Annotated in this window: 18 protein-coding genes and 1 tRNA gene; 10 read left to right on the forward strand and 9 right to left on the reverse strand. The window is 39.6% G+C overall.

Translation table 11 applies throughout. The annotated features are described in order from the left end of the window. The first annotated feature begins 21 nt into the window (after window positions 1-21). Window positions 22-588: a pyridoxamine 5'-phosphate oxidase family protein gene (locus H6G68_RS07070; RefSeq protein ID WP_190905997.1), complete on the forward strand. Its 567-nt coding sequence runs from the start codon at window positions 22-24 to the stop codon at window positions 586-588. 225 nt (window positions 589-813) lie between these two features. Here the strand turns inward: H6G68_RS07070 and H6G68_RS07075 are convergent, their stop codons facing one another. Beyond that, the gene (locus H6G68_RS07075) at window positions 814-1,467 is read right to left on the reverse strand and encodes a glutathione S-transferase family protein (RefSeq protein WP_190906099.1); all 654 of its coding nucleotides are present in this window, start codon (window positions 1,465-1,467) and stop codon (window positions 814-816) included. Window positions 1,468-1,593: 126 nt separating this feature from the next. Between H6G68_RS07075 and H6G68_RS07080 the strand changes: the two genes are divergently transcribed. The 4 genes from H6G68_RS07080 to rnhA all read left to right on the forward strand — a co-directional run bounded on the left by H6G68_RS07080 (window position 1,594) and on the right by rnhA (window position 4,060). Continuing rightward, on the forward strand, window positions 1,594-2,022 hold the full coding sequence (locus H6G68_RS07080; RefSeq protein WP_190905998.1) for a GNAT family N-acetyltransferase: 429 nt from the start codon (window positions 1,594-1,596) through the stop codon (window positions 2,020-2,022). Window position 2,023: 1 nt separating this feature from the next. Then, window positions 2,024-2,488 carry a cupin domain-containing protein gene (locus tag H6G68_RS07085; protein WP_190905999.1) on the forward strand — a complete coding sequence of 155 codons (465 nt, stop codon included), beginning with the start codon at window positions 2,024-2,026 and terminating at the stop codon, window positions 2,486-2,488. Between the two features lie 21 nt (window positions 2,489-2,509). Continuing rightward, entirely contained in the window at window positions 2,510-2,983 is a 474-nt protein-coding gene (locus tag H6G68_RS07090) for a protein tyrosine phosphatase family protein (RefSeq protein WP_242045168.1), read from the forward strand. A gap of 168 nt (window positions 2,984-3,151) precedes the next feature. Beyond that, window positions 3,152-4,060 (forward strand): ribonuclease HI, encoded by a 909-nt coding sequence (rnhA, locus tag H6G68_RS07095; RefSeq protein ID WP_190906000.1) that lies wholly within the window; start codon window positions 3,152-3,154, stop codon window positions 4,058-4,060. Window positions 4,061-4,070: 10 nt separating this feature from the next. Here the strand turns inward: rnhA and H6G68_RS07100 are convergent, their stop codons facing one another. The 3 genes from H6G68_RS07100 to cruF all read right to left on the reverse strand — a co-directional run bounded on the left by H6G68_RS07100 (window position 4,071) and on the right by cruF (window position 8,919). Beyond that, on the reverse strand, window positions 4,071-5,906 hold the full coding sequence (locus H6G68_RS07100) for a two-component system response regulator (protein ID WP_190906001.1): 1,836 nt from the start codon (window positions 5,904-5,906) through the stop codon (window positions 4,071-4,073). 732 nt (window positions 5,907-6,638) lie between these two features. Continuing rightward, window positions 6,639-7,823: a 2'-O-glycosyltransferase CruG gene (gene cruG, locus H6G68_RS07105; protein WP_190906002.1), complete on the reverse strand. Its 1,185-nt coding sequence runs from the start codon at window positions 7,821-7,823 to the stop codon at window positions 6,639-6,641. A gap of 193 nt (window positions 7,824-8,016) precedes the next feature. Then, window positions 8,017-8,919 carry a gamma-carotene 1'-hydroxylase CruF gene (cruF, locus tag H6G68_RS07110; protein WP_190906003.1) on the reverse strand — a complete coding sequence of 301 codons (903 nt, stop codon included), beginning with the start codon at window positions 8,917-8,919 and terminating at the stop codon, window positions 8,017-8,019. Between the two features lie 446 nt (window positions 8,920-9,365). Between cruF and H6G68_RS07115 the strand changes: the two genes are divergently transcribed. Then, a complete protein-coding gene (locus H6G68_RS07115; RefSeq protein WP_190906004.1) occupies window positions 9,366-9,791 on the forward strand; it encodes a hypothetical protein in 426 nt (141 codons plus the stop codon). A 148-nt stretch (window positions 9,792-9,939) separates the two neighbouring features. Here the strand turns inward: H6G68_RS07115 and rpmA are convergent, their stop codons facing one another. The 5 genes from rpmA to pdhA all read right to left on the reverse strand — a co-directional run bounded on the left by rpmA (window position 9,940) and on the right by pdhA (window position 13,594). Next, window positions 9,940-10,218 carry a 50S ribosomal protein L27 gene (gene rpmA / locus H6G68_RS07120; protein ID WP_127054995.1) on the reverse strand — a complete coding sequence of 93 codons (279 nt, stop codon included), beginning with the start codon at window positions 10,216-10,218 and terminating at the stop codon, window positions 9,940-9,942. A 31-nt stretch (window positions 10,219-10,249) separates the two neighbouring features. Next, complete coding sequence (gene rplU, locus H6G68_RS07125; protein WP_127054994.1) at window positions 10,250-10,657, reverse strand: 50S ribosomal protein L21; 408 nt, start codon at window positions 10,655-10,657, stop codon at window positions 10,250-10,252. Between the two features lie 779 nt (window positions 10,658-11,436). Further along, a tRNA-Lys gene (locus tag H6G68_RS07130) sits at window positions 11,437-11,508 on the reverse strand. A gap of 62 nt (window positions 11,509-11,570) precedes the next feature. Then, window positions 11,571-12,440, reverse strand: coding sequence for an aldose epimerase family protein (locus H6G68_RS07135; protein ID WP_190906005.1), 870 nt, complete (start codon window positions 12,438-12,440; stop codon window positions 11,571-11,573). A gap of 116 nt (window positions 12,441-12,556) precedes the next feature. Beyond that, window positions 12,557-13,594: a pyruvate dehydrogenase (acetyl-transferring) E1 component subunit alpha gene (gene pdhA / locus H6G68_RS07140; protein WP_190906101.1), complete on the reverse strand. Its 1,038-nt coding sequence runs from the start codon at window positions 13,592-13,594 to the stop codon at window positions 12,557-12,559. Between the two features lie 802 nt (window positions 13,595-14,396). On the opposite strand from pdhA, the gene H6G68_RS07145 reads away from it, so the two are divergent. From H6G68_RS07145 to H6G68_RS07160, 4 genes are all read left to right on the forward strand, one after another. Then, window positions 14,397-16,694, forward strand: coding sequence for an IMS domain-containing protein (locus tag H6G68_RS07145; RefSeq protein WP_190906006.1), 2,298 nt, complete (start codon window positions 14,397-14,399; stop codon window positions 16,692-16,694). Window positions 16,695-16,820: 126 nt separating this feature from the next. Further along, window positions 16,821-18,578 (forward strand): arginine--tRNA ligase, encoded by a 1,758-nt coding sequence (argS, locus tag H6G68_RS07150; protein ID WP_190906007.1) that lies wholly within the window; start codon window positions 16,821-16,823, stop codon window positions 18,576-18,578. Between the two features lie 143 nt (window positions 18,579-18,721). Beyond that, window positions 18,722-19,111 carry a hypothetical protein gene (locus H6G68_RS07155; RefSeq protein WP_190906008.1) on the forward strand — a complete coding sequence of 130 codons (390 nt, stop codon included), beginning with the start codon at window positions 18,722-18,724 and terminating at the stop codon, window positions 19,109-19,111. Between the two features lie 63 nt (window positions 19,112-19,174). Beyond that, window positions 19,175-19,822: a Vat family streptogramin A O-acetyltransferase gene (locus H6G68_RS07160; RefSeq protein WP_190906009.1), complete on the forward strand. Its 648-nt coding sequence runs from the start codon at window positions 19,175-19,177 to the stop codon at window positions 19,820-19,822. The last annotated feature ends 21 nt before the right edge of the window (window positions 19,823-19,843 follow it).

Consider the following 19,843-nt stretch of genomic DNA (forward strand, 5'->3'; position numbering starts at 1 on the left):
GCCAAAACTATCATATCGGTTATGTCTAAAGTTTTTAACTGTATTACAGAAGAACTGCAAAACTTTATTGCAGCCCAACACCTGTTTTTTGTAGGTTCTGCACCTTTGAGTTCTACTGGTCATGTTAACCTTTCTCCCAAAGGTTTAGAAAGCTTTCGCATCCTTTCACCTAACCGAGTTGGTTATTTGGATGTAACAGGTAGTGGTAATGAAACATCCGCTCATTTGCAGGAAAATGGACGCATAACCTTTATGTTTTGCGCTTTTCAAGAACCTGCTTCTATTCTCCGTCTTTATGGTCATGGAAAAACAATTTTACCAGATTCTTCTGACTGGAATACTCTCTATGCTTTGTTTCCTCCTATACCCGGAAATCGACAAATTATTGTTGCAGATATTGAACGTGTACAAACTTCCTGTGGTTTTGGTGTGCCGCTGTATGAATATCAAGGACAAAGGTCAACTTTAGTCAATTGGGCTAGTAAAAAAGGGGAAGAGGGAATTAGAGAATATCAACAGCAGAAAAATATTATGAGTATCGATGGTTTATCAACGCCATTGAGTAAAATGCAGAAGTTGGTTGATTAATCAAATATGATTTTGCTTCAAAAACTGCATTTTAAAACTGTGCAAATGGTAAATCAGTCGGAAACATCTCATAAAATTATAGGAATAATATTTGATTTTTGAAATATACACCATTGCAGCGGTGGGCAATGCCCACCCTACGAGACTTAAAATTTTATGGCTACGCCACGCAAGCTATCAGATATCATTTATGATTCCTATAGATTTTAGTGAATTGTGAAATAGCTAAAACTCGAACTTGGAGATTACTTCTGTCTCACTTTTGGCTGCTGTGATCCATTCTTGTATTGCAGGTAATGATAAAATAGCTTCTACATAATCCCTGGAAACTGGATCTATCTGTACATCATAGGTGACAAATCTCAATGCAATAGGAGCAAACATGGCATCAGCAATAGTAAAATTACCAAACAAAAAATCACCACCCACGCTAAATTTTTGCCGACATTCTTGCCAAATATCGGTGATGCGATCAATGTCTTGTTGAACACCTGAAACTAAACCTTTACCAGGGTATTTAGTACGGCAGTTCATCGACATATTTTGACGCAAAGTTTGAAAACCAGAGTGCATTTCTGCACTGATAGAACGAGCTAATGTTCTGGTGGATTTATCCTCTGGCCAGCAGTGTAAATGGGGAAATGTTTCCGCTAGATATTCACAAATAGCTAAAGAATCCCATACCGTTTCATTATCGTGTAACAACACTGGTACTTTTCCAGATGGAGAATATTGCTGAAGTTGTGATAATGAGTCTGGAGTATAGAGAGGAATACGAATTTCTTGAAATGGCAAATTAAAGTGCTTCATCACCAGCCAAGGACGAAGTGACCAAGATGAATAATTTTTATTACCAATTACTAAAGTTAGTTGCGTCATATCACTAGATTCCATAGAATGATTTGATTGATATAAATTGTATATTATATTGATACAAGTTGCACATTTAACAATTTGATTAATATTAAAATTCTTGCTGTAAATTAAATTCATTCAGAATAAGCCATGAATTATAAAGTCGTTAACCAGTTAACTGAAACCCAAGTTTATGAACTTGTAGAATTATACAAAAATGAATTCTGGAGCAAAAATCGTAAATACCAGGGTGTTGTCAAGATGCTAAAGGCATCAGATATAATAATTGCTTTGGTAGGTGATAACGAAGAATTAATTGGTTTTTGTCGCGTCCTAACAGATTTTGTTTATCGAGGAACTCTTTATGACGTAATTATTAAACCTAACTATAGAGAAATGGGTTTTGGTGCTAAATTGTTAGATGAAGTTATTAATCATCCTCAGTTGCAAGAAGTGGAAAATATGGCTCTTTACTGTTTAGCAGAAATGATTCCCTTTTATGAGCGTTGGGGTTTTACATATGATGTAAATGGCATTAAATTAATGCACCGTCATTATCAGTTATCGGAGGAATACTAAAATGATTATTAATCCAGATAATGTACCTCGTCGAACAACTTCTGTTTATCCAGTTGTATTTAAATCTCGAATTGCAGGACGAGTCAAACAAGCTTTAGGAAACGCGGCGGGACTGAAAAATTTTGGTGTTAACTTAGTCACTCTGACTCCAGGAAGCTGTTCAGCATTGAGACATTGGCATACTCAGCAAGATGAGTTTATTTATATTATTCAAGGGGAAATAACTTTAATTACTAATGCAGGTGAGCAAATTCTCACACCGGGAATGATGGCAGGTTTCCCAGCAGGAGAAGCAAATGGACATCAACTTTTGAATAAATCTCAAGCAATGGCAATTTATTTGGAAGTTGGAGATAGAAGCCCTGGAGAAGAAGTGTACTATCCAGATGATGATTTAATTGCTAAATCCAGTGATGATGGGGGATGGATTTTCACACATAAAAATGGTGATTTGTATGAAATTTAAACCTAAACCTAAACCTAAGTCATGAAAATTTGCATTATGTCTATCAATGGTATTAAAGATATATACAACTTTCTGCAAATATCCAATTTAATTGCTACTTCTGGACAACCGACAATAGAACAATTTACAGCAATTAAACAAGCCGGATATCAATTAATTATCAATTTAGCACTGCCAACATCACCTAATGCTTTACCTGATGAAGAAGAAATTGTGGAAGATCAAGGTATGAAATATATAAACATTCCTGTAGTTTGGGAAAATCCCACTATTGAGAATGTGACAGAGTTTTTTAGCATTATGGAAGCGAATGCTAATCAAAAAATATTTGTCCACTGTATTGCTAATAAAAGAGTTTCTGCTTTTATGTATCTTTATCATCGGTTATGTAAAGGTAGTAGCGATGCAGAAGCAAAAATAGCTTTACATCAAGTTTGGCTTCCAAATCAAATTTGGCATGATTTCATAAAACAAGTTATGGAAAATTATAAATAATCAATTTGTGTGGATAGATCAATAAGAAGTAATTTTGGCAGCCGTTATAAAAATTTTAAACAAAGTTGAAAAAGCTGATTATTAACTATAATAACCTGAATATTATTGACCAAAACTTGTCACTAATTACTTTTTTGTTCGTGTCCTTTGCAGTTTAATACTTCTAGTATGTTTACCCAACCTATAATTCAAAGCATATATACAGATGGTGCTTGCACCGGCAATCCTGGTCCTGGCGGTTGGGCTGTTGTTGTCTACTTCAATGATGGCTCAATTCACGAAATGGGCGATGCCTCACGTCATACCACCAATAATAAAATGGAAATGCAAGCAGCGATCGCAGCCCTGCAATTCCTGAAAACATCTGGACAAACCGAACCTATTACTCTCTACACCGATAGCGAATATCTGATCAACTCCGTTACCAAATGGATGCAAGGCTGGAAAAAGAAAGGCTGGAAAAAGTCAGATGGGAACCCAGTCCAAAACCAAGACCTTTTAGAAACTCTTGATGAACTCAACAGCCGACTCGTAAAATGGCAACACGTGCGCGGACATTCTGGTAACATAGGTAACGAACGTTGTGATGTGATTGCTCGCTCCTTTGCCAGCGGCAAAATCCCATCTCTTCAACAATTATCGTCTGGAAATGCTTACCAAACCTTACCCAATACAAATGCAATAAATGTAGCAAAAGTATCTGATTCTCCACTAAACTCTACAAAAATTAACGAAAACATCCCGGAAAGCAGTACTTTTCCATTAGAGATAACCACTATGGAACCATCTACAGCGTCCGCTGCGACGACAAACGACGACAAACCACCTGAGATGAGGGTTTTACAACTCCGTAACTTGGTTGAAACTCTGCGGGTTGCTGACGAAATTGCTGAAAAAGGCTACTTAATTACTAGTTCAGAACTAGCAGACCTTATGGATGTCCACGCTAGTGCTGTCACCAGTCGGGGAGACCAGTGGCGTTGGCGAAACTGGATAGTTTCACGGGTACGAAGAGAAGGTAATCAAATTCTCTGGGAATTAGAACGAGGTGATCAAGTAGGAACTGAAACTGACTGAAAATAAATCATTACCATTGCGGTGCAGACGCAAGCAGATCCAAAACTGATTTGGCTGCTAACGGTTGAGAAAACAAATAACCCTGACCGAAATCACAGCCTAAATTTCGCAGTTTCTCTAGCTGAAATGGGGTTTCTATCCCTTCAGCTACTGCTTTCATCTCACTTGTGTGAGCAAGATTAATCATAGTAGAAATTAAACCTATATTCTTGGGCTTTTTCTCTAAGTCATGTACAAAAGATTGATCAATCTTGAGAATATTTACTGGAAATCTATGCAAATAGCTTAGAGAAGAATATCCCGTCCCAAAATCATCAATAGATAAGTCAATTTTACATTTTCGCAGTTGTTGCATAATTGCTGCTGTTGCTTTAATGTTTTCCATAATGGCACTTTCAGTAATTTCCAGTTTTAAGTTTTGCGGATTTAATTTAATTTCTCGCCAAGCCCGATCAATTATTTCTAGTAAGTTGGGATGAGAAAATAATTTGACTGAAAGATTAACGCTAATTGAAATATCTTCACTAATGATTTTTTGTTCCTGCCAATTACGTAGCTGACGGCAAGCTGTTTGTAATACCCACGTATCTATAGCTGCAATTAAACCTGTTTCTTCCGCCACGGGAATAAATTCCCCCGGAGAAACCAGACCCTGAGTCGGATGCTGCCAGCGTACAAGTGCTTCAAATCCGCTAATTTTTCCGGTGGATAGAGAAACTATTGGCTGATAATAAATAATAAATTCTTGTCGTTCAATTGCCCTTTTTAAATCATTTTCTAACTGTAAAATTTTCAGAGCTTGTTGATACATATCATGAGTAAAGACACAATATCTAGACTTGCCTTGTGATTTAGCTTTATACATTGCAGTGTCAGCATCTCGCAGCAATTCTTGAGGTTTATTATAGTCACTATTACTTAAAACAATTCCAATACTAGCACTAATAAAAACTTCGCCTCTCGATAATTGAAAAGGTGCTGAAAGCTCTTGTAAAATTTTATCTGCTACTAGTTTTACATAGCTAATATCTGCAACATTATCTAATAAAATAGCAAATTCATCACCACCTAACCTAGCTAAAATATCTTTATTTCTCATCAGGGTTTGTAGTCTATTAGCAATTGCAATTAATAATTCATCTCCTATTAAATGTCCCAGAGAATCATTAATAACTTTAAAGCGATCACAGTCTAAAAATAAAATTGCAAATTGATAATCAAATTTCACCTTACTTAGTTTCAGTGCTATCTCTAACTGTTCCATTAACAAAGTTCGATTAGATAAATTAGTGAGCGGATCATGTAAAGCTCTATACAGTAGTTTATTTTCTAATTGCTGTCGCTCCCATAATTCTCGCTTGAGGTCTTGATTAGCTATTTGTAACTGTAAAGTTCGCTCTTGAACTTTTTGTTCCAATTCAATATTTAAATTCAAAATTTTTTGTTCTGCTGCTCTTAATGCCAATTGATTTTTCACCCTAATTACAACTTCTTCAGCTTGAAATGGCTTAGTAATATAGTCAACACCACCAACTTGAAAAGCTTTGACTTTATCTAAAACATCATCGATAGCGCTTAAAAAAATAACTGGAATCTTACTAGTTTTTTCATCAGATTTTAGTAGCAGACAAACTGTATATCCATCCATATCCGGCATCATAATATCCAGTAAAACTAAATCTGGCAAACGATTTTTACACGCAGTTATAGCCATTTTTCCATCCAATGCTTTGCGAACAGAATAGCCATTTTTCGTGAGGATAGTATCTAATAAACGTAAATTATTTAGGGTATCGTCAACTATCAGAATATCTTTTTGATAGGATTGAATTGGGGAGGTATTCATTGTTCGTTATCTTGTGTCAATTGCATGAGTTTTTTGAACTGAAAATTGACCGTAAATTCTCTACTAAGTTGGTAAGTTTTAATCAAAAATTGATCTGCTGCTATAAATCAGAAGCCTACCAAGATAAGTTTGTAACTGCCTGCAATCGTTGAAAATAATGCACTAGCTAAGGAAATGCAAATTTTCCAGCATTTTGTTGGTGCAAAAATCAAACATTCCTAATAATTAGGAGTGATTATTCTGCAACCAGGAGATTATGGCTAACTACTAACCGAAGTTGTTAGTGAGTAAACTCTTAATAGGGAACTCTTAATAGGGAACTTTTAATAGGGAACTTTTAATAGGGAACTTTTAATAACCCAAGTTGCTAGTATGGCGTTCTGGGAATTAATTAAAAATTAAAAATTAAAAAAGCACATTAAAAAAGCTTTTCAGGAATTTTTAATGGTTTGTTGACTTACGCCGTTGTGTACTAGTTATCTAGTTTAGGGTGGTAATGGGTAATTGGTAATTAGTAATATTCCTGATTAAACTCCGTTTTTTTTCTATCACCCTCCGGGTGATGCCGGAGGCACACTTTTGGTGTTAGCGTATAGCTCCTTTGTATCACCAAAGCGTAGCGTCTCCTAAGGAGATAAGAGGCACACCATCGTACCCTACAGCAAGGCGAAGCGACTACATGGGGAAAACCCCCTGTTCTGCGCCCTGGTTCACCTGTCAACTTTTACCTAACTAGCAACTTGGAGTATCATACTTTCTTCCGCGCCACTCTCGCGGAGTACGAAACGCAGATAAGAAGATTCGTAGCACAGCCAAGGGATCAGCCAAGGGGGAAAGCCAGAATAACCAGCCACCTTTAGCACTGTTGCGATCATAGGATGGAGCGATCGCTAATAATAAAGCAAAGCGAATTATCAATAAAAATATATTTAGTCCCCATAACAGGTGTAGGGGGAGCAGGGGCGGCAGTGGGAGCAAGGGGAGAAAAGCAAGTAAGATCAATATGGGCAAACCTTGAACGGCTGACAACAGCCATAAATCTCCCCAAATTTGAGCGCGGGAAGAAGCATCCTTCAAATCCAGACTGCGCCCCCACTCTTTCCAAGTTTCCATTGCGCCCTCATACATCCGCACCTTCAGTACTTTTGCGCCATCCAAAAAGCCCACCTTAAAGCCTTGAGTCGCAATATGCCGCGCCAAAGTCACATCATCACAAAAAGAACCCTTAGCACTGCTATAACCACTCACAGCCCCTAAAACCGAGCGCCGACATAAAAAACACTGACCATTAGCCATCACCCGTTCTGGTTGTTCTGTGTAAATGCCAGTGGGATCAAATCTATATAGCAGCGTCATCAACAAAGCTGGTTGTAGCCAGCACTCCCCTGGATACTTGAGAATAAATTGAGGCGAAAGAGAAACCAAATCATAACCTTCAGCTTGGGCTGTTTTCACCAAACTCGCTACCAAGCCAGGATGGGGCTGGATATCCGCATCCATTCCCAAAAACCACTCACTCCCCTCAGAACTAAATAAAAAGCCGTTATGTAACGCCCAAGGACGACCAACCCATCCAGAGGGTAAAGGATCATCCGTCATCAGACGAAAACGGGGATCTTTTTGCTGTGCAGCTTTTACCAAGTCGGGAGTGCCATCTTGGGACTTACTATCAACCACAATAATTTCTCGGACTTCGTAGCTTTGCCGACTTAAACCAGCCAACAGAGGACTAATTCGCAGTGCTTCATTGAGTGTGGGAACAACAACACTTACACTACCCAAAATATCCAGCGTTGGTTGTTCAGGTTCAATCGGGGGATGTCGTCTTGGCCCTTTCAGCAGACGTGAAAGTAGAATCGCTGTTGCTGGAACTTGGATAAGTAGTAATAGGAGGGAAATAGCGCTTTGTATAATCAAAATTTTTAGTAGTTGCTCTGCATAACTATAAATTACTGAATTTTCCCACAGTTTATGTAAACTAGTACCGCCGTGAATTAAAAATTAAAATAATTCGTAATTCCTAATTCTTAATTCCCATTTAAATTTTAAATTTTAAATTTTGAATCTTTCAATCCAAAATTCAAAATTTAAAATCTCAAATTCGGTCAGCTTACTTGAAAGCGACTTTAACGCTGGCAACGGAAACTTCCTTGGTGGTTGGTTCAACAGCAGCAGATGCACTTGGACCTCTTAACCAAAGTGCCACAGCAGGAGCAACACCCAGTGCCAAGCCTAGCAATACAGGAATGGAGAAACCAGCAGCCAAGCTCATAACTGTGGCAAAACCAAAGTTAGCCAAATAAACAACCAAAGGAATATTGAGTTGTGATCGCTCTAACTTCAGTGGGTTGTTTCTCCATAACAGCGCCGCTACTGTCATAAACAAGGAACCTGTACCCATCCAACCAGCAAAGTTTTGGTAAGGCATCCCAAAGAAAGCCCCTGGTTGTTGCCAATACCAGAAGGGAAGAGAGGTTTGACTCATGGCTGGGTCAAGCACAAAATCCCAAGAAGTCAGCAATAAAGCACCGAGTGCGATCGCACTAAGATGACGTAACAAGCTCGGTTTTTTGTCTACTTCTAAACCGACACGCGCCAACAGGTAAGACACACATCCCACATAAAACCAGGACAAGGGAATTGTGAATGGTACTAAACCCGCAATTTTATAACCTAAACCACTCAGGTAGCTGTAGTGACCAAAAGGAAAGCCCGTGCTAGTTCCCAGTAATTCGCTGGTCAAAGAAATTCCGAGTGATGGGATCAGAAACCCCAAGGTGCGACCTAAACCCAAAGTCCGGTAAGCATACAGGAAAACACCTACCGCACCCAAAATCATATAAGCTACGCCGCCACCAGCCATACTCCATTGCATGACTGTCTGTCCAACCTCAGATAAATTCAAAATTACTTCGGCATTAGGAACAACTAGTAATATCCCTACCAGTCCAAATACCATAGACACGATATGTCCAATCAGGCATACGCGCTCAACGATAGCAAGTTTTCTCATGATTCAGTCCTTAACCTTAATAAAATGTGACACGCGGCTACTCGACTGCTAACAGTTTACAAATGTTTAAGATCATAATTTAACTAATTTTTACAAAAAAAGTCCGGGAAGGTTGATACTTTACTAATTGACTTTGTTGGTGACAGCATAAGCGCCTATGGATTGGGGCTGCAAAAAACAGGATTATAGACTTAGAGTCTAAAGGAAGATATTCAAAAAATAAATACAACCTCAACTTTTTTTGAACATCCCTGGGATTTTCAGCCTGCTATTCTATAAAATAAAGCCTTTGGTTTTTCTACATACAGCAGATTTCAGGTTGCAGGAGGTACAAATTTTAAGAACAAAGCTATATAAAAAGAGAGTTTCAACTCTGTTAAGAGTTAAGAGTTCCCTGCTGTAATCTTGGTAATAATATCTGCACCCAGTACTGGGGATACCAATCCATGTTAAATTTGAAACAAGTTCCTTGGTTTTCCCTGGCACTAGTACTACTGAGTTACAGTACTTTGGGCTGGGTAATATCCCAAACAAAAGCACCTTGGTTTGTGTGGTTAATTATTGTAGTTGCTATCTTACTCTTACTAGTTAGCTTGACTACTCCTTGGTCAAAACTAACAGAGTATTACAATATCTTGTTTCAATCAAATGCGAGGTCTTTTGGTGTAGCTGTTTTAGCAGCTTTGCTATTCTTCATTATGATCGCTTGGTTTCGGATATTTCTTGATACGTTACTTATTCTTTCCGCAACTATATTAGTCAAGATAGACTTTCAAGCCTCTGGTTTCCAGGAAAGTCGAGCTTTTTGGTTCACCTCGATTTTTTCACTGGCAGGTTTAGCAATAGGTGTCCTATTTGACAGGTTAATTTAAATTAGTAGCCAGTAGTAAATTTAAAAACAAATCACTAATAGACATCGACCTTTCTTTCAAGAAGCATTATCCAGAAACATTGTAGAAACGTTCCATGGAACGTCTCTACATTTTTTTACTGCTATGTCTAATGACAACTGACCAATATTTAACTTGCCACTGCTTCAGCAGCAACCGCTGGATAAACGCTGACTTTTTTCCGGGTTTTGCCCTTTCTTTCAAAAGTAACTACGCCATCAACTAAAGCAAACAAGGTGTCATCGTTGCCAATCCCAACATTGTTACCAGGATGAAACTTTGTACCACGTTGACGCACTAAAATGTTTCCTGCACGTACAGCTTGACCACCAAAGCGTTTTACGCCCAGGCGTTGAGCATTAGAATCGCGTCCGTTACGCGTACTACCCGTACCTTTCTTATGAGCCATGATTTCCCCTTATGTATTTACTTGTTGTTTATTATTCAGCAGCGATTTCTTCAACGGCAGAGCTATCAACCACATTAGGAGTTTCAATAGTAGTTGGGGCTTCTTCATAAGCCAAAACTTCACCATTGAGGTTGATAGAGTTAATCAAAAGTCTGGTTATTTCCTGGCGATGTCCCCGTTTTTTGCGGGTTTTCTTTTTCGGCTTCATTTTGTACACCAGGACTTTACGACCTCTAAAGTGTCGCATCACCGTCCCTTCTACAGTCGCACCAGCCACTAGTGGCTGTCCAATAGAGACTCCACCCTCGTGCTGTACCAGTAATACTTCGTCTATTGTAACTTTTTCGTCTGGTTCGGCAGTCAGCAGTTCAATGTCATAGAATCGACCTGCCTCGACTTTTATTTGTTTGCCACCAGTTTCAATAATTGCGTAAGTCATGAAATTGTCCTTGAAGTTGCCGTACAGGTAGCTGGCTTTTATCTCCTGTAGAGACACGGTTTATGGCTTTTGCCAGCTTTTGCAGTATGTCTACCTGATCCGAGCAGGAATTAGACAGACAATCCAAAATTATAATTTATTCACTGCCTTTAAGTCAACAAAATGACGCGGGGACGGGGAGGGAATGTGTCCCAAAAGGGTCTGAGTCCCCACGTGTCTTTGTGACCTTCTGAGCCGATTGAAAATTTTGTCTGAGAAAATTGACTTGATTACCGGAATGATGATGCTTGTTCGTGTAGTTAGTTCAGACACAGACAGAACTAAACTAGATATATCTGGGCAGCAGTTAGAGTTGCTCAGATTTTTTACTTATTACGCTGTTGCGCCTATAAGCTATGTCATCCCTCTTTTTTGCCTTAAAACAAGATCCCCCTAGCTGCTTTTTACTCCAAGCTAGGGGGATCACATATTTGGTAGTCTATAAATCTTTCGGTATAAGGCGTTGAATAAAATATATAACATTTATTTCCTTTTGCCTAGTCTTACGATTATAATTTACAGAATTTTTATATTTTCTTCATTAATTGCCAACAGAACGGGGTGATACCGTTTCACTTTAAGGTGAATACAAATGAACAGACGCTCTTATGCGAGGACGGTTCGAGTCTTTTTGATTAGCAATTAGCCGGACTTGATATCATTCACAAATGGATTAATAACAAAAAGGCTTGCTGAAACTTTTATCTTCAACGTTTCAGCAAGCGTCTTTTACTTAAAAATGGGTCGCCCGGGATTTGAACCCGGAACAAATCGGTTAAAAGCCGAGTGCTCTACCGTTGAGCTAGCGACCCTTTTGATGCAATTTGCAACTTTCCCAATATACCATCAACAACTATGGTTTTGTCAAGGGATTTTAGAAAAAATTTCCCGTTAACCCGAAAGAAGCAGTGCAACTAGCTCCAGGTGCTAACACAGTCAAGTTTTCACCAGTATTGAGAGCGTTACGGGTGGCGCTCCAAGGCTCTAGACAATAGAAGTCTTTGCCCTTCACCGTCCAGAAAACCAGCCAGGTAGAGAAATCATCATAATCTAAGGTCAGCTTTAACCTGCGGCTGTTATCTGTCACAGAGGACGATTGACTAGTTAGCCCTCCAAAGGCAAAATCAATTTCATCCTGGTTAAAGTCAAATTTGCCGTTAAAGGCGTGGAACTCCTTGGTTTTATTGTCTTGATACTGTCCAGAGGGAATTTCCACCTCTAGCTGATTTTTATCACCACAGAGAAAATAGGGATGGAAACCAGCCGAAAATGGCATTGGTATCGATGACAAATTTTTATATTCCTGACGCACTACCAAGGTATTACCCTGTAATTCGTAGGTGAAAGCTAGTTCAAAGTCAAAAGGATAAACTGCCTTGGTTTCCTCATTACTCTTGAGAACAACAGTCAGACTAGCTTTACCATCAGTTTTTTGCTCAGTTGCTTCCCAAGGTAAGTCACGAGCAAAACCGTGTTGTTTGATAGTGTATTGTTTACCGCTAACGGTATAAGTATTATCCGGTAAATTACCGCAAAGAGGAAACAAAATCGGATTTCCACCCCTAACGCTCAAATCAGGATGGGTAAAGCGTTCAGTATCTAAATAAAAGACTTCTTGACCTTGAATCCGCCAACGGGTAATTATACCGCCACGTTCTGGTACTACTTCTATTTGTGTACCAGCACTATCATCAGAAAGAATGTAGGTTTTGTATTGTTGTTCTTGAATGTCAATGGTAAACATGATTTTTGGTGATTGGGAATTGGTGATTGGTGATTGGGAATTGGTGATTGGTGATTGGTGATTGGTGATTGGTAAAATTTACCTCTGTCACCTGTCACCTGTCACCTGTTCCCTAGTTACACGTCTTCAGCAAAAATGAAGCGATATAACTCGCTTGGGTCTGGTTCGGGGCTGCTTTCGGCAAATTTTACGGCTTCGTCGATGAGATCCTGAATTTTCTTCTCTATGGCTTTTAATTCTGATTCATCTGCTAGATTTTTCTCCAGCAAATAAGCAGCTAACTTTTTAATGGGGTCACGGGCAAACCAGAATTCTTTTTCGGCTTTGCTGCGGAGTTCGTCTGGGTCGGCGAGGGAATGACCACGGAAGCGATAGGTCATAGCTTCGATTAAGGTGGGGCCTTCTCCGGCACGGGCGCGGGCTACGGCTTCTTGAGCTACTTGTCGCACTGCTAAAACATCCATTCCGTCTACTTCCACGCCAACCATGTTAAACACACTGGCTTTTTTGTAAATCTCTGGCTGGGAAGTGGCGCGGTCGTGAGCCATACCAATCGCCCATTTATTATTTTCTACCACAAACAGGATGGGCAGTTTCCATAAAGCTGCCATATTCAAGGTTTCAAAAAATTGACCGTTGTTGGAAGCACCGTCACCAAAAAAGCAAGCGGTTACTTGGTCGGCATTTTTGTCTCCTAAGACTTCCCGACGATATTTAGTTTGGAAAGCTGCCCCAGACGCAACGGGAATACCTTCAGCGACGAAAGCATAGCCACCTAATAAACGGTGTTCAGCAGAAAACATATGCATGGAACCACCGCGCCCTTTGCTGCAACCTGTGGCTTTACCAAATAATTCTGCCATTACCTCTTTTGCTGGCACTCCGGCGCTTAAAGCATGAACGTGGTCGCGGTAGGTGCTGGAAACGTAGTCTTCACCCGGTCGCATTGCTCCTCTGATAATACCGCTAGAAACAGCTTCTTGACCGTTGTACAAGTGGACAAAACCAAACATTTTGCCTCTGTAATACATTTCGGCACATTTATCTTCAAAGAAGCGACCTAATGTCATGTCTTCGTATAAAGCCAAGCCTTCTTCTTTGGTAATCTGGACTGTGGCTGCATCAAATGGGGGTAACGTGCGTTCTTGAAGCATTATTGTCAAATATTCCTGTCGTACAAATTAAAGCTACGGTTTTTAATCTAAGTTGGTCTTATATTACGTCAGCTATTAACCAGCCAACGTTGACAAGAATCAACATCTCACAATCAAATCTTAATTTATGCACTAAAACAATCCTGTAGGGAATGGGTAAGTTGTAATTTTTCCATTTTTAATCTTTCTGGCTTATTCTTGCTCCTCAAGGCAAATAGCTGTTTTTGATTTTCCCTACTCATTTTCTTAATTATTAAGGTAGCAATCCGGATAGCTGGCTTTCTGCATAGCTATTAACAGTTTTAGAGAATTTAGATGAAATTACGCAAAAATACTTAAATTTAGCTAAAGGCTTGTCATTAAAGTCTAACTATGGTATTGTTTATTTCCTAGTTATCAGGATCAACTAATGCTAGGGCGTGTTAATATCACACCTTAACTGGGAATAGCCCAATTTGATATTAAGGAAGAGACACGGAAACAGGGGGAAAAGGTGAAGGTTGCAGCAAATATACTAAGGATAAAAATAGAAAGATAAGGCTCCCTAGGCAATTGCATACAGCACTGCGCTGAGAGATATCTTCGGTGGGCGACACCAAAGCTCACAACAAATTCTTAGGATATGAATTAATTCTCCGAAAGGAAGAAAAATGGCTGTGGCAATATACACTTTAAGTGTATATTTGACACGGTATTACTAAAGCTATTATTATGGCACGGTTTTACATACCTGGAATCATCTAGGTGAACTATGTCGATCTCTACTAGAGACTACGCGAACACGGTGCAGGGGAAGTAGGCTGTGCGAATTCCGCTCGATTACTACCGGATTTTAGGATTACCGTTAGCGGCAAGTGAGGAACAATTGCGGCAAGCGTATAGCGATCGCATTGTTCAATTGCCACGACGGGAGTATTCGATTACAGCCATATCTTCTCGTAAACAACTCATAGAAGAAGCTTACGTGGTTTTATCAGATTCCAAAGAACGCAGCGCCTACAATCATCAGTATCTTGCCCACGCCTATGATCCTGATAGGTCATCTGTGACATTGGCATCGGACAACCGGACTCAAAGCAACAACACCGAACCAGATACCCAAAGTCTCAGTATCGAAATTGTTCCAGAGGAATTAGTTGGGGCTTTATTAATCCTCCAAGAGTTAGGAGAATACGAACTTGTACTCAAACTAGGTCGCCCGTACCTAGTCAATAAAAATCGTAGCGTCGGTGTAAAAGTAGGCAATCGTCTGACCAGTGAGGAATTTTCTACAAGTCCTGAACTACCAGATATTATTCTCACTGTAGCCTTAGCCTGCCTAGAACTAGGACGGGAACAATGGCAGCAAGGTCATTACGAAAATGCCGCCATATCTCTAGAAACTGGCGAAGAATTACTATTACGCGAAGGGATATTCCCCAGCGTGCAAGGGGAAATTGCCGCTGATTTGTGTAAGCTGCGACCATATCGAATCTTAGAATTACTGGCACTACCTCCAGAAAAAACCAAAGAACGCCGTCAGGGATTGGAATTATTGCAGGGGATTTTAGATGATCGGGGCGGCATGGATGGAAATGGCAATGATCAATCTGGTTTAAACATAGATGACTTTCTCAGATTTATCCAGCAGTTACGCAACCACTTAACCGTTGCAGAACAGCACAAACTATTTGAAGCCGAAAGCAAGCGACCCTCTGCCGTGGCCACATATTTAGCAGTTTATGCCTTGATAGCCAGGGGTTTTACCCAACGCCAACCTGCTTTAATTCGTCAAGCCAAGCAAATGTTGATCCGTCTGGGTAAGCGCCAAGATGTGCATTTAGAACAGTCTTTATGTGCTTTGTTATTAGGACAAACTGAAGAAGCAACCCGCGTTTTGGAACTGAGTCAGGAATATGAAGCTTTAGCTATTATTCGAGAAAAATCTCAAGACTCACCAGACTTGCTGCCAGGATTGTGTTTATATGGTGAATTGTGGTTACAACAAGAGGTATTTCCCCACTTTCGTGATTTGTCCAGACAAAAAGCTTCTTTGAAAGATTACTTTGCTGATGCACAGGTACAAGCTTATTTAGAAGCTTTACCGACAGATGCCCAAAGCACTAATGAATGGGACACAATTAACCGCCAGCCTTTTCCTGCGCCCCCAATCAATAGTCTCCATCATCGCAGCCATGAGACTGGTAATGGTCGCCAGGTCAATCACAACCGTACATCTGATGTAGAGTTCCCAGCAACATCAGCTAGAGAAATATCTGAATCTCCTCAGTTCTCCTCACCCCAAGTACCTATTTCCGAAGGTCACACACCAGAGATACCTATACAGTCGCCACTAGAAGCAATAGGGACAGGAGTAAATCACCAGCAAATGAATGGTGCTGCTCATTCTACTGCACCCAGTCACACCAAAAAGCGTCGCCGACGCAAGCCAACTTCCCCTAACAGTCGAGATCGTGTTTGGGAATATCGCCCGTCTCATGCTCGACAACGGCGCACTTTTGGTCATACCTTAGATGCCAAAACCCGTGTAGTGTGGATGGTTTTCTTATCTTTGGGGGGTTTATTAGTTTTTTGGTTATTAGCTTCTACAGCCTGGGGATGGTTAAACAATATGTTTTTCCCGAAAGCAACTTTACAGGGAGAACCTTTGGCTATAGAACTGAATCAACCAGCAATCATGATACCTGACCCCCAAAGCAAACCAGAAGTAGGGTTTGGTCAACTAACAACGGCGACAGCAGAGGACGTGATTGAAACTTGGTTATCTACTAAGGCCGCAGCTTTAGGCCCAAATCATGAAATTAATCGTTTAAATGAGATTTTGACTGGTTCCGCCCTATCACAATGGCGGTTAATTGTCAAGCAAGATATAGGAGATAGCCGCTATCGCAAGTATGAGCATGATGTGAAGGTGGAATTTGTCAATCAGAAGGAGACGGTTGCTGATAACGCTGTGGTAGAAGCTACAGTTAAGGAAGTTACCCACTTTTATGAACAGGGTGAAAGTAAAAAGTCTTCTGAAGATCGGTTACGAGTTCGTTATGATTTGATTCGTAAACAAGGTGTGTGGCGAATTCAAAGTATGACAGTTGTTAAATAATTCGTAATTCGTAATTCGTAATTCGTAATTCGTAATTAACTGTTATGAGGCTAGAATGATCAAGCGTTTGGGAATATCCTAATTTTCAGCAGCCCATAGCATCTTCGACATAGATAAGATTTGAATATGAACGCTACACAAGAACAACTTAAACTGAAATTAGCACAGGCTTTGGTGGCTGCGTTTGGCGCTGACTACACCGAGGTAGATCCGATTTTGGTGACTGCGAGTAATCCTAAGTTTGGGGATTTTCAAGCGAATGTGGCTTTATCCCTGAGTAAGAAGTTGGGAATGCAACCGAGAGCGATCGCATCTGCTATTGTAGAAAAACTAGATATATCTGATATTTGCGAACCACCAGAAATCGCTGGGCCTGGTTTTATTAATTTAAAATTGCAAACATCCTACCTGGAAGCACAACTAAACGCCATTAAAGCAGATTCTCGGTTAGGAGTTCCCACAGCGAAAAATCCCCAAAAGGAAATTGTCGATTTTTCCAGTCCGAATATTGCTAAAGAAATGCACGTCGGACATTTGCGTTCTACAATTATTGGTGATTGTATTGCCCGCATTTTAGAATTTCGTGGACATGATGTATTGCGGTTAAATCATGTCGGTGATTGGGGTACGCAATTTGGGATGTTAATCACCTATTTGCGGGAAGTTTACCCAGAAGCACTTACTACTGCTAACGCTTTAGATATTGGTGATTTGGTTACTTTTTATCGTCAAGCTAAACAACGGTTTGATGCAGATGAAGCTTTTCAAGAAACAGCACGTCAAGAAGTTGTGAGATTACAAGCAGGTGCAGAAGATACTCTTCATGCTTGGAACCTTTTGTGTGAACAGTCACGGAAAGAATTTCAGATAATTTATGATTTGCTGGATATCAAATTAAATGAAAGGGGAGAATCTTTTTACAATTCATTTCTTCCAGGAGTAGTAGAAGATTTAGAAACAGCAGGATTAGTAGAAGAAAACCAAGGTGCAAAATGTGTTTTCTTAGATGGTTTTACAAATAGGGAGGGTGAACCTTTACCTTTAATTGTCCAAAAATCTGATGGTGGTTATAACTACGCTACTACAGATTTAGCAGCACTGCGTTACCGGATTCAAGAAGATCAAGCCAAGCGAATAATTTATGTTACAGATGAAGGACAAGCTAACCACTTTTCTCAATTTCTCCAAGTAGCAAAAAAAGCTAATTGGATACCTGATGATGTGAAAATTGTTCACGTTCCTTTTGGTTTGGTTTTAGGTGAAGATGGGAAGAAATTCAAAACTCGTTCTGGGGATACTGTCCGGTTAAGAGATTTGTTAGATGAAGCAGTTTCTCGCACTCGTGCAGATTTGGAAGCGAGATTAAAAGAAGAAGGTAGAGAAGAAACTGAAGAATTTATTAATAACGTTGCTAATGTAGTTGGTATTAGTGCGGTAAAATATGCCGATTTAAGCCAAAATCGCACTAGTAATTATGTTTTTAGTTATGATAAGATGCTTTCCCTCAAAGGGAATACAGCACCTTATATGATATATGCTTATGTGAGGACTCAAGGCATTAGTCGAGAAGGTAATATTGACTTTGCTAATTTGGGAGATAATGCCAAAATTGTTCTGAGAGAAGATACAGAATTTACTTTAGCAAAGCATTTGTTACAACTCGATGAAGTGATTGGTGAAGTTGAACAGGATTTACTTCCAAATCGTTTGTGTGATTATTTATATAATCTCAGCGATAAGTTTAATAAGTTTTATGAAAATTGTCCGGTGCTGAAATCTGAGGAACCTGTAAGAACTTCGCGGTTGATGTTATGTGATTTAACTGCGAGAACGTTGAAGTTAGGATTAGATTTGTTGGGAATTAAGGTGTTGGAGAGGATGTAGAAGAGTTTTAAACGCAGAGGTACGCAAAGGTAACGCAGAGGGACGCAGAGAAGTTTCTGGCTTTGCGTCTTTTCTGGTTTCAGGCACTTATTTAGGTGAAATGCGTCATGATTGTTTATTGTGGCAAATAGTGAGGTAAAAAAATGAAATCAGTATTTATTCTCAAAACTATTATCACTTCTCTGGGTTTATTAGTTTTATTTACCCCTAGTCAAGCATCTGCACAAATTGTACCCCAACCTTGGATTTCTGTGGGTGAAAAAGATGGTGAAGTTACCTATGCTATCGGTGCTAGGGCGTTGAGTTTAGGGGTTGAAATCGGCACTGGTGCTGATAGTTCTACAGGTGTAGATGTTTTAAAATTTGTGAATTTACCTGTGATTTCTCCTTATGTAGGTGTTGGTTTATATTCAAAAGATCAGGGTGTGGCATTTTCTGGTGGTGTGCAAGCAAACGCTACTAAAAACGTTTTTCTTGGTGCTGGATATCATTCTATACGTGGTTTCAATGGACAGTTAGGGGTAAAATTCTGATTGGGGATTTGTGATAATAATCAAGAGGAAAAATAGCAGCTAAAATCAGGGTGTTTAAATTTAATGGAACAATACGGTCCAAGTCCTTACCATCCTTATCCCATACCTGAACATCGTCGGGTTTGCTTTATTAAAAGTTGTATTAAATCCCCAAATATCATTGTTGGGGATTACACTTATTATGATGATCCGGTGAACCCGGAGGAGTTTGAGAAGAATGTCCTTTACAACTATGGTAGTGATTCTTTAATTATCGGTAAGTTTTGTGCCATTGCTACTCATGTTAAGTTCATCATGAATGGTGCAAATCATAAAATTGATGGCATCTCTACTTACCCATTTCCAATTTTTGGTCATGGTTGGGAATCAGGAATGTCAAATTTGATGAATTTACCTAGCAAAGGTGACATCATCATTGGTAATGATGTTTGGATTGGTTATGATTCTCTCATTATGCCGGGGGTAAAAATTGGTGATGGTGCTATAATTGCAGCGCGTTCTGTGGTGGTAAAAGATATTCCTCCCTATACAATTGCTGGTGGTAATCCCGCAGTTCCCATTAAGCAGCGTTTTAGTGATGAAGAAATAGAAATTCTGCTTTCTATTCGTTGGTGGGATTGGGATATTGAGAAAATTACTCGCAATATTGATGTGATTATGAATAGTGATATTCAGAAATTAAGGAGGGTTTGCGGAAAAAGTTTTTCGTGAGGGATAGGAGTCAGGAGTCAG

It is taken from the genome of Anabaena catenula FACHB-362, assembly GCF_014698735.1.
In the GTDB taxonomy this organism is placed as follows: Bacteria; Cyanobacteriota; Cyanobacteriia; order Cyanobacteriales; family Nostocaceae; genus Anabaena; species Anabaena variabilis_A.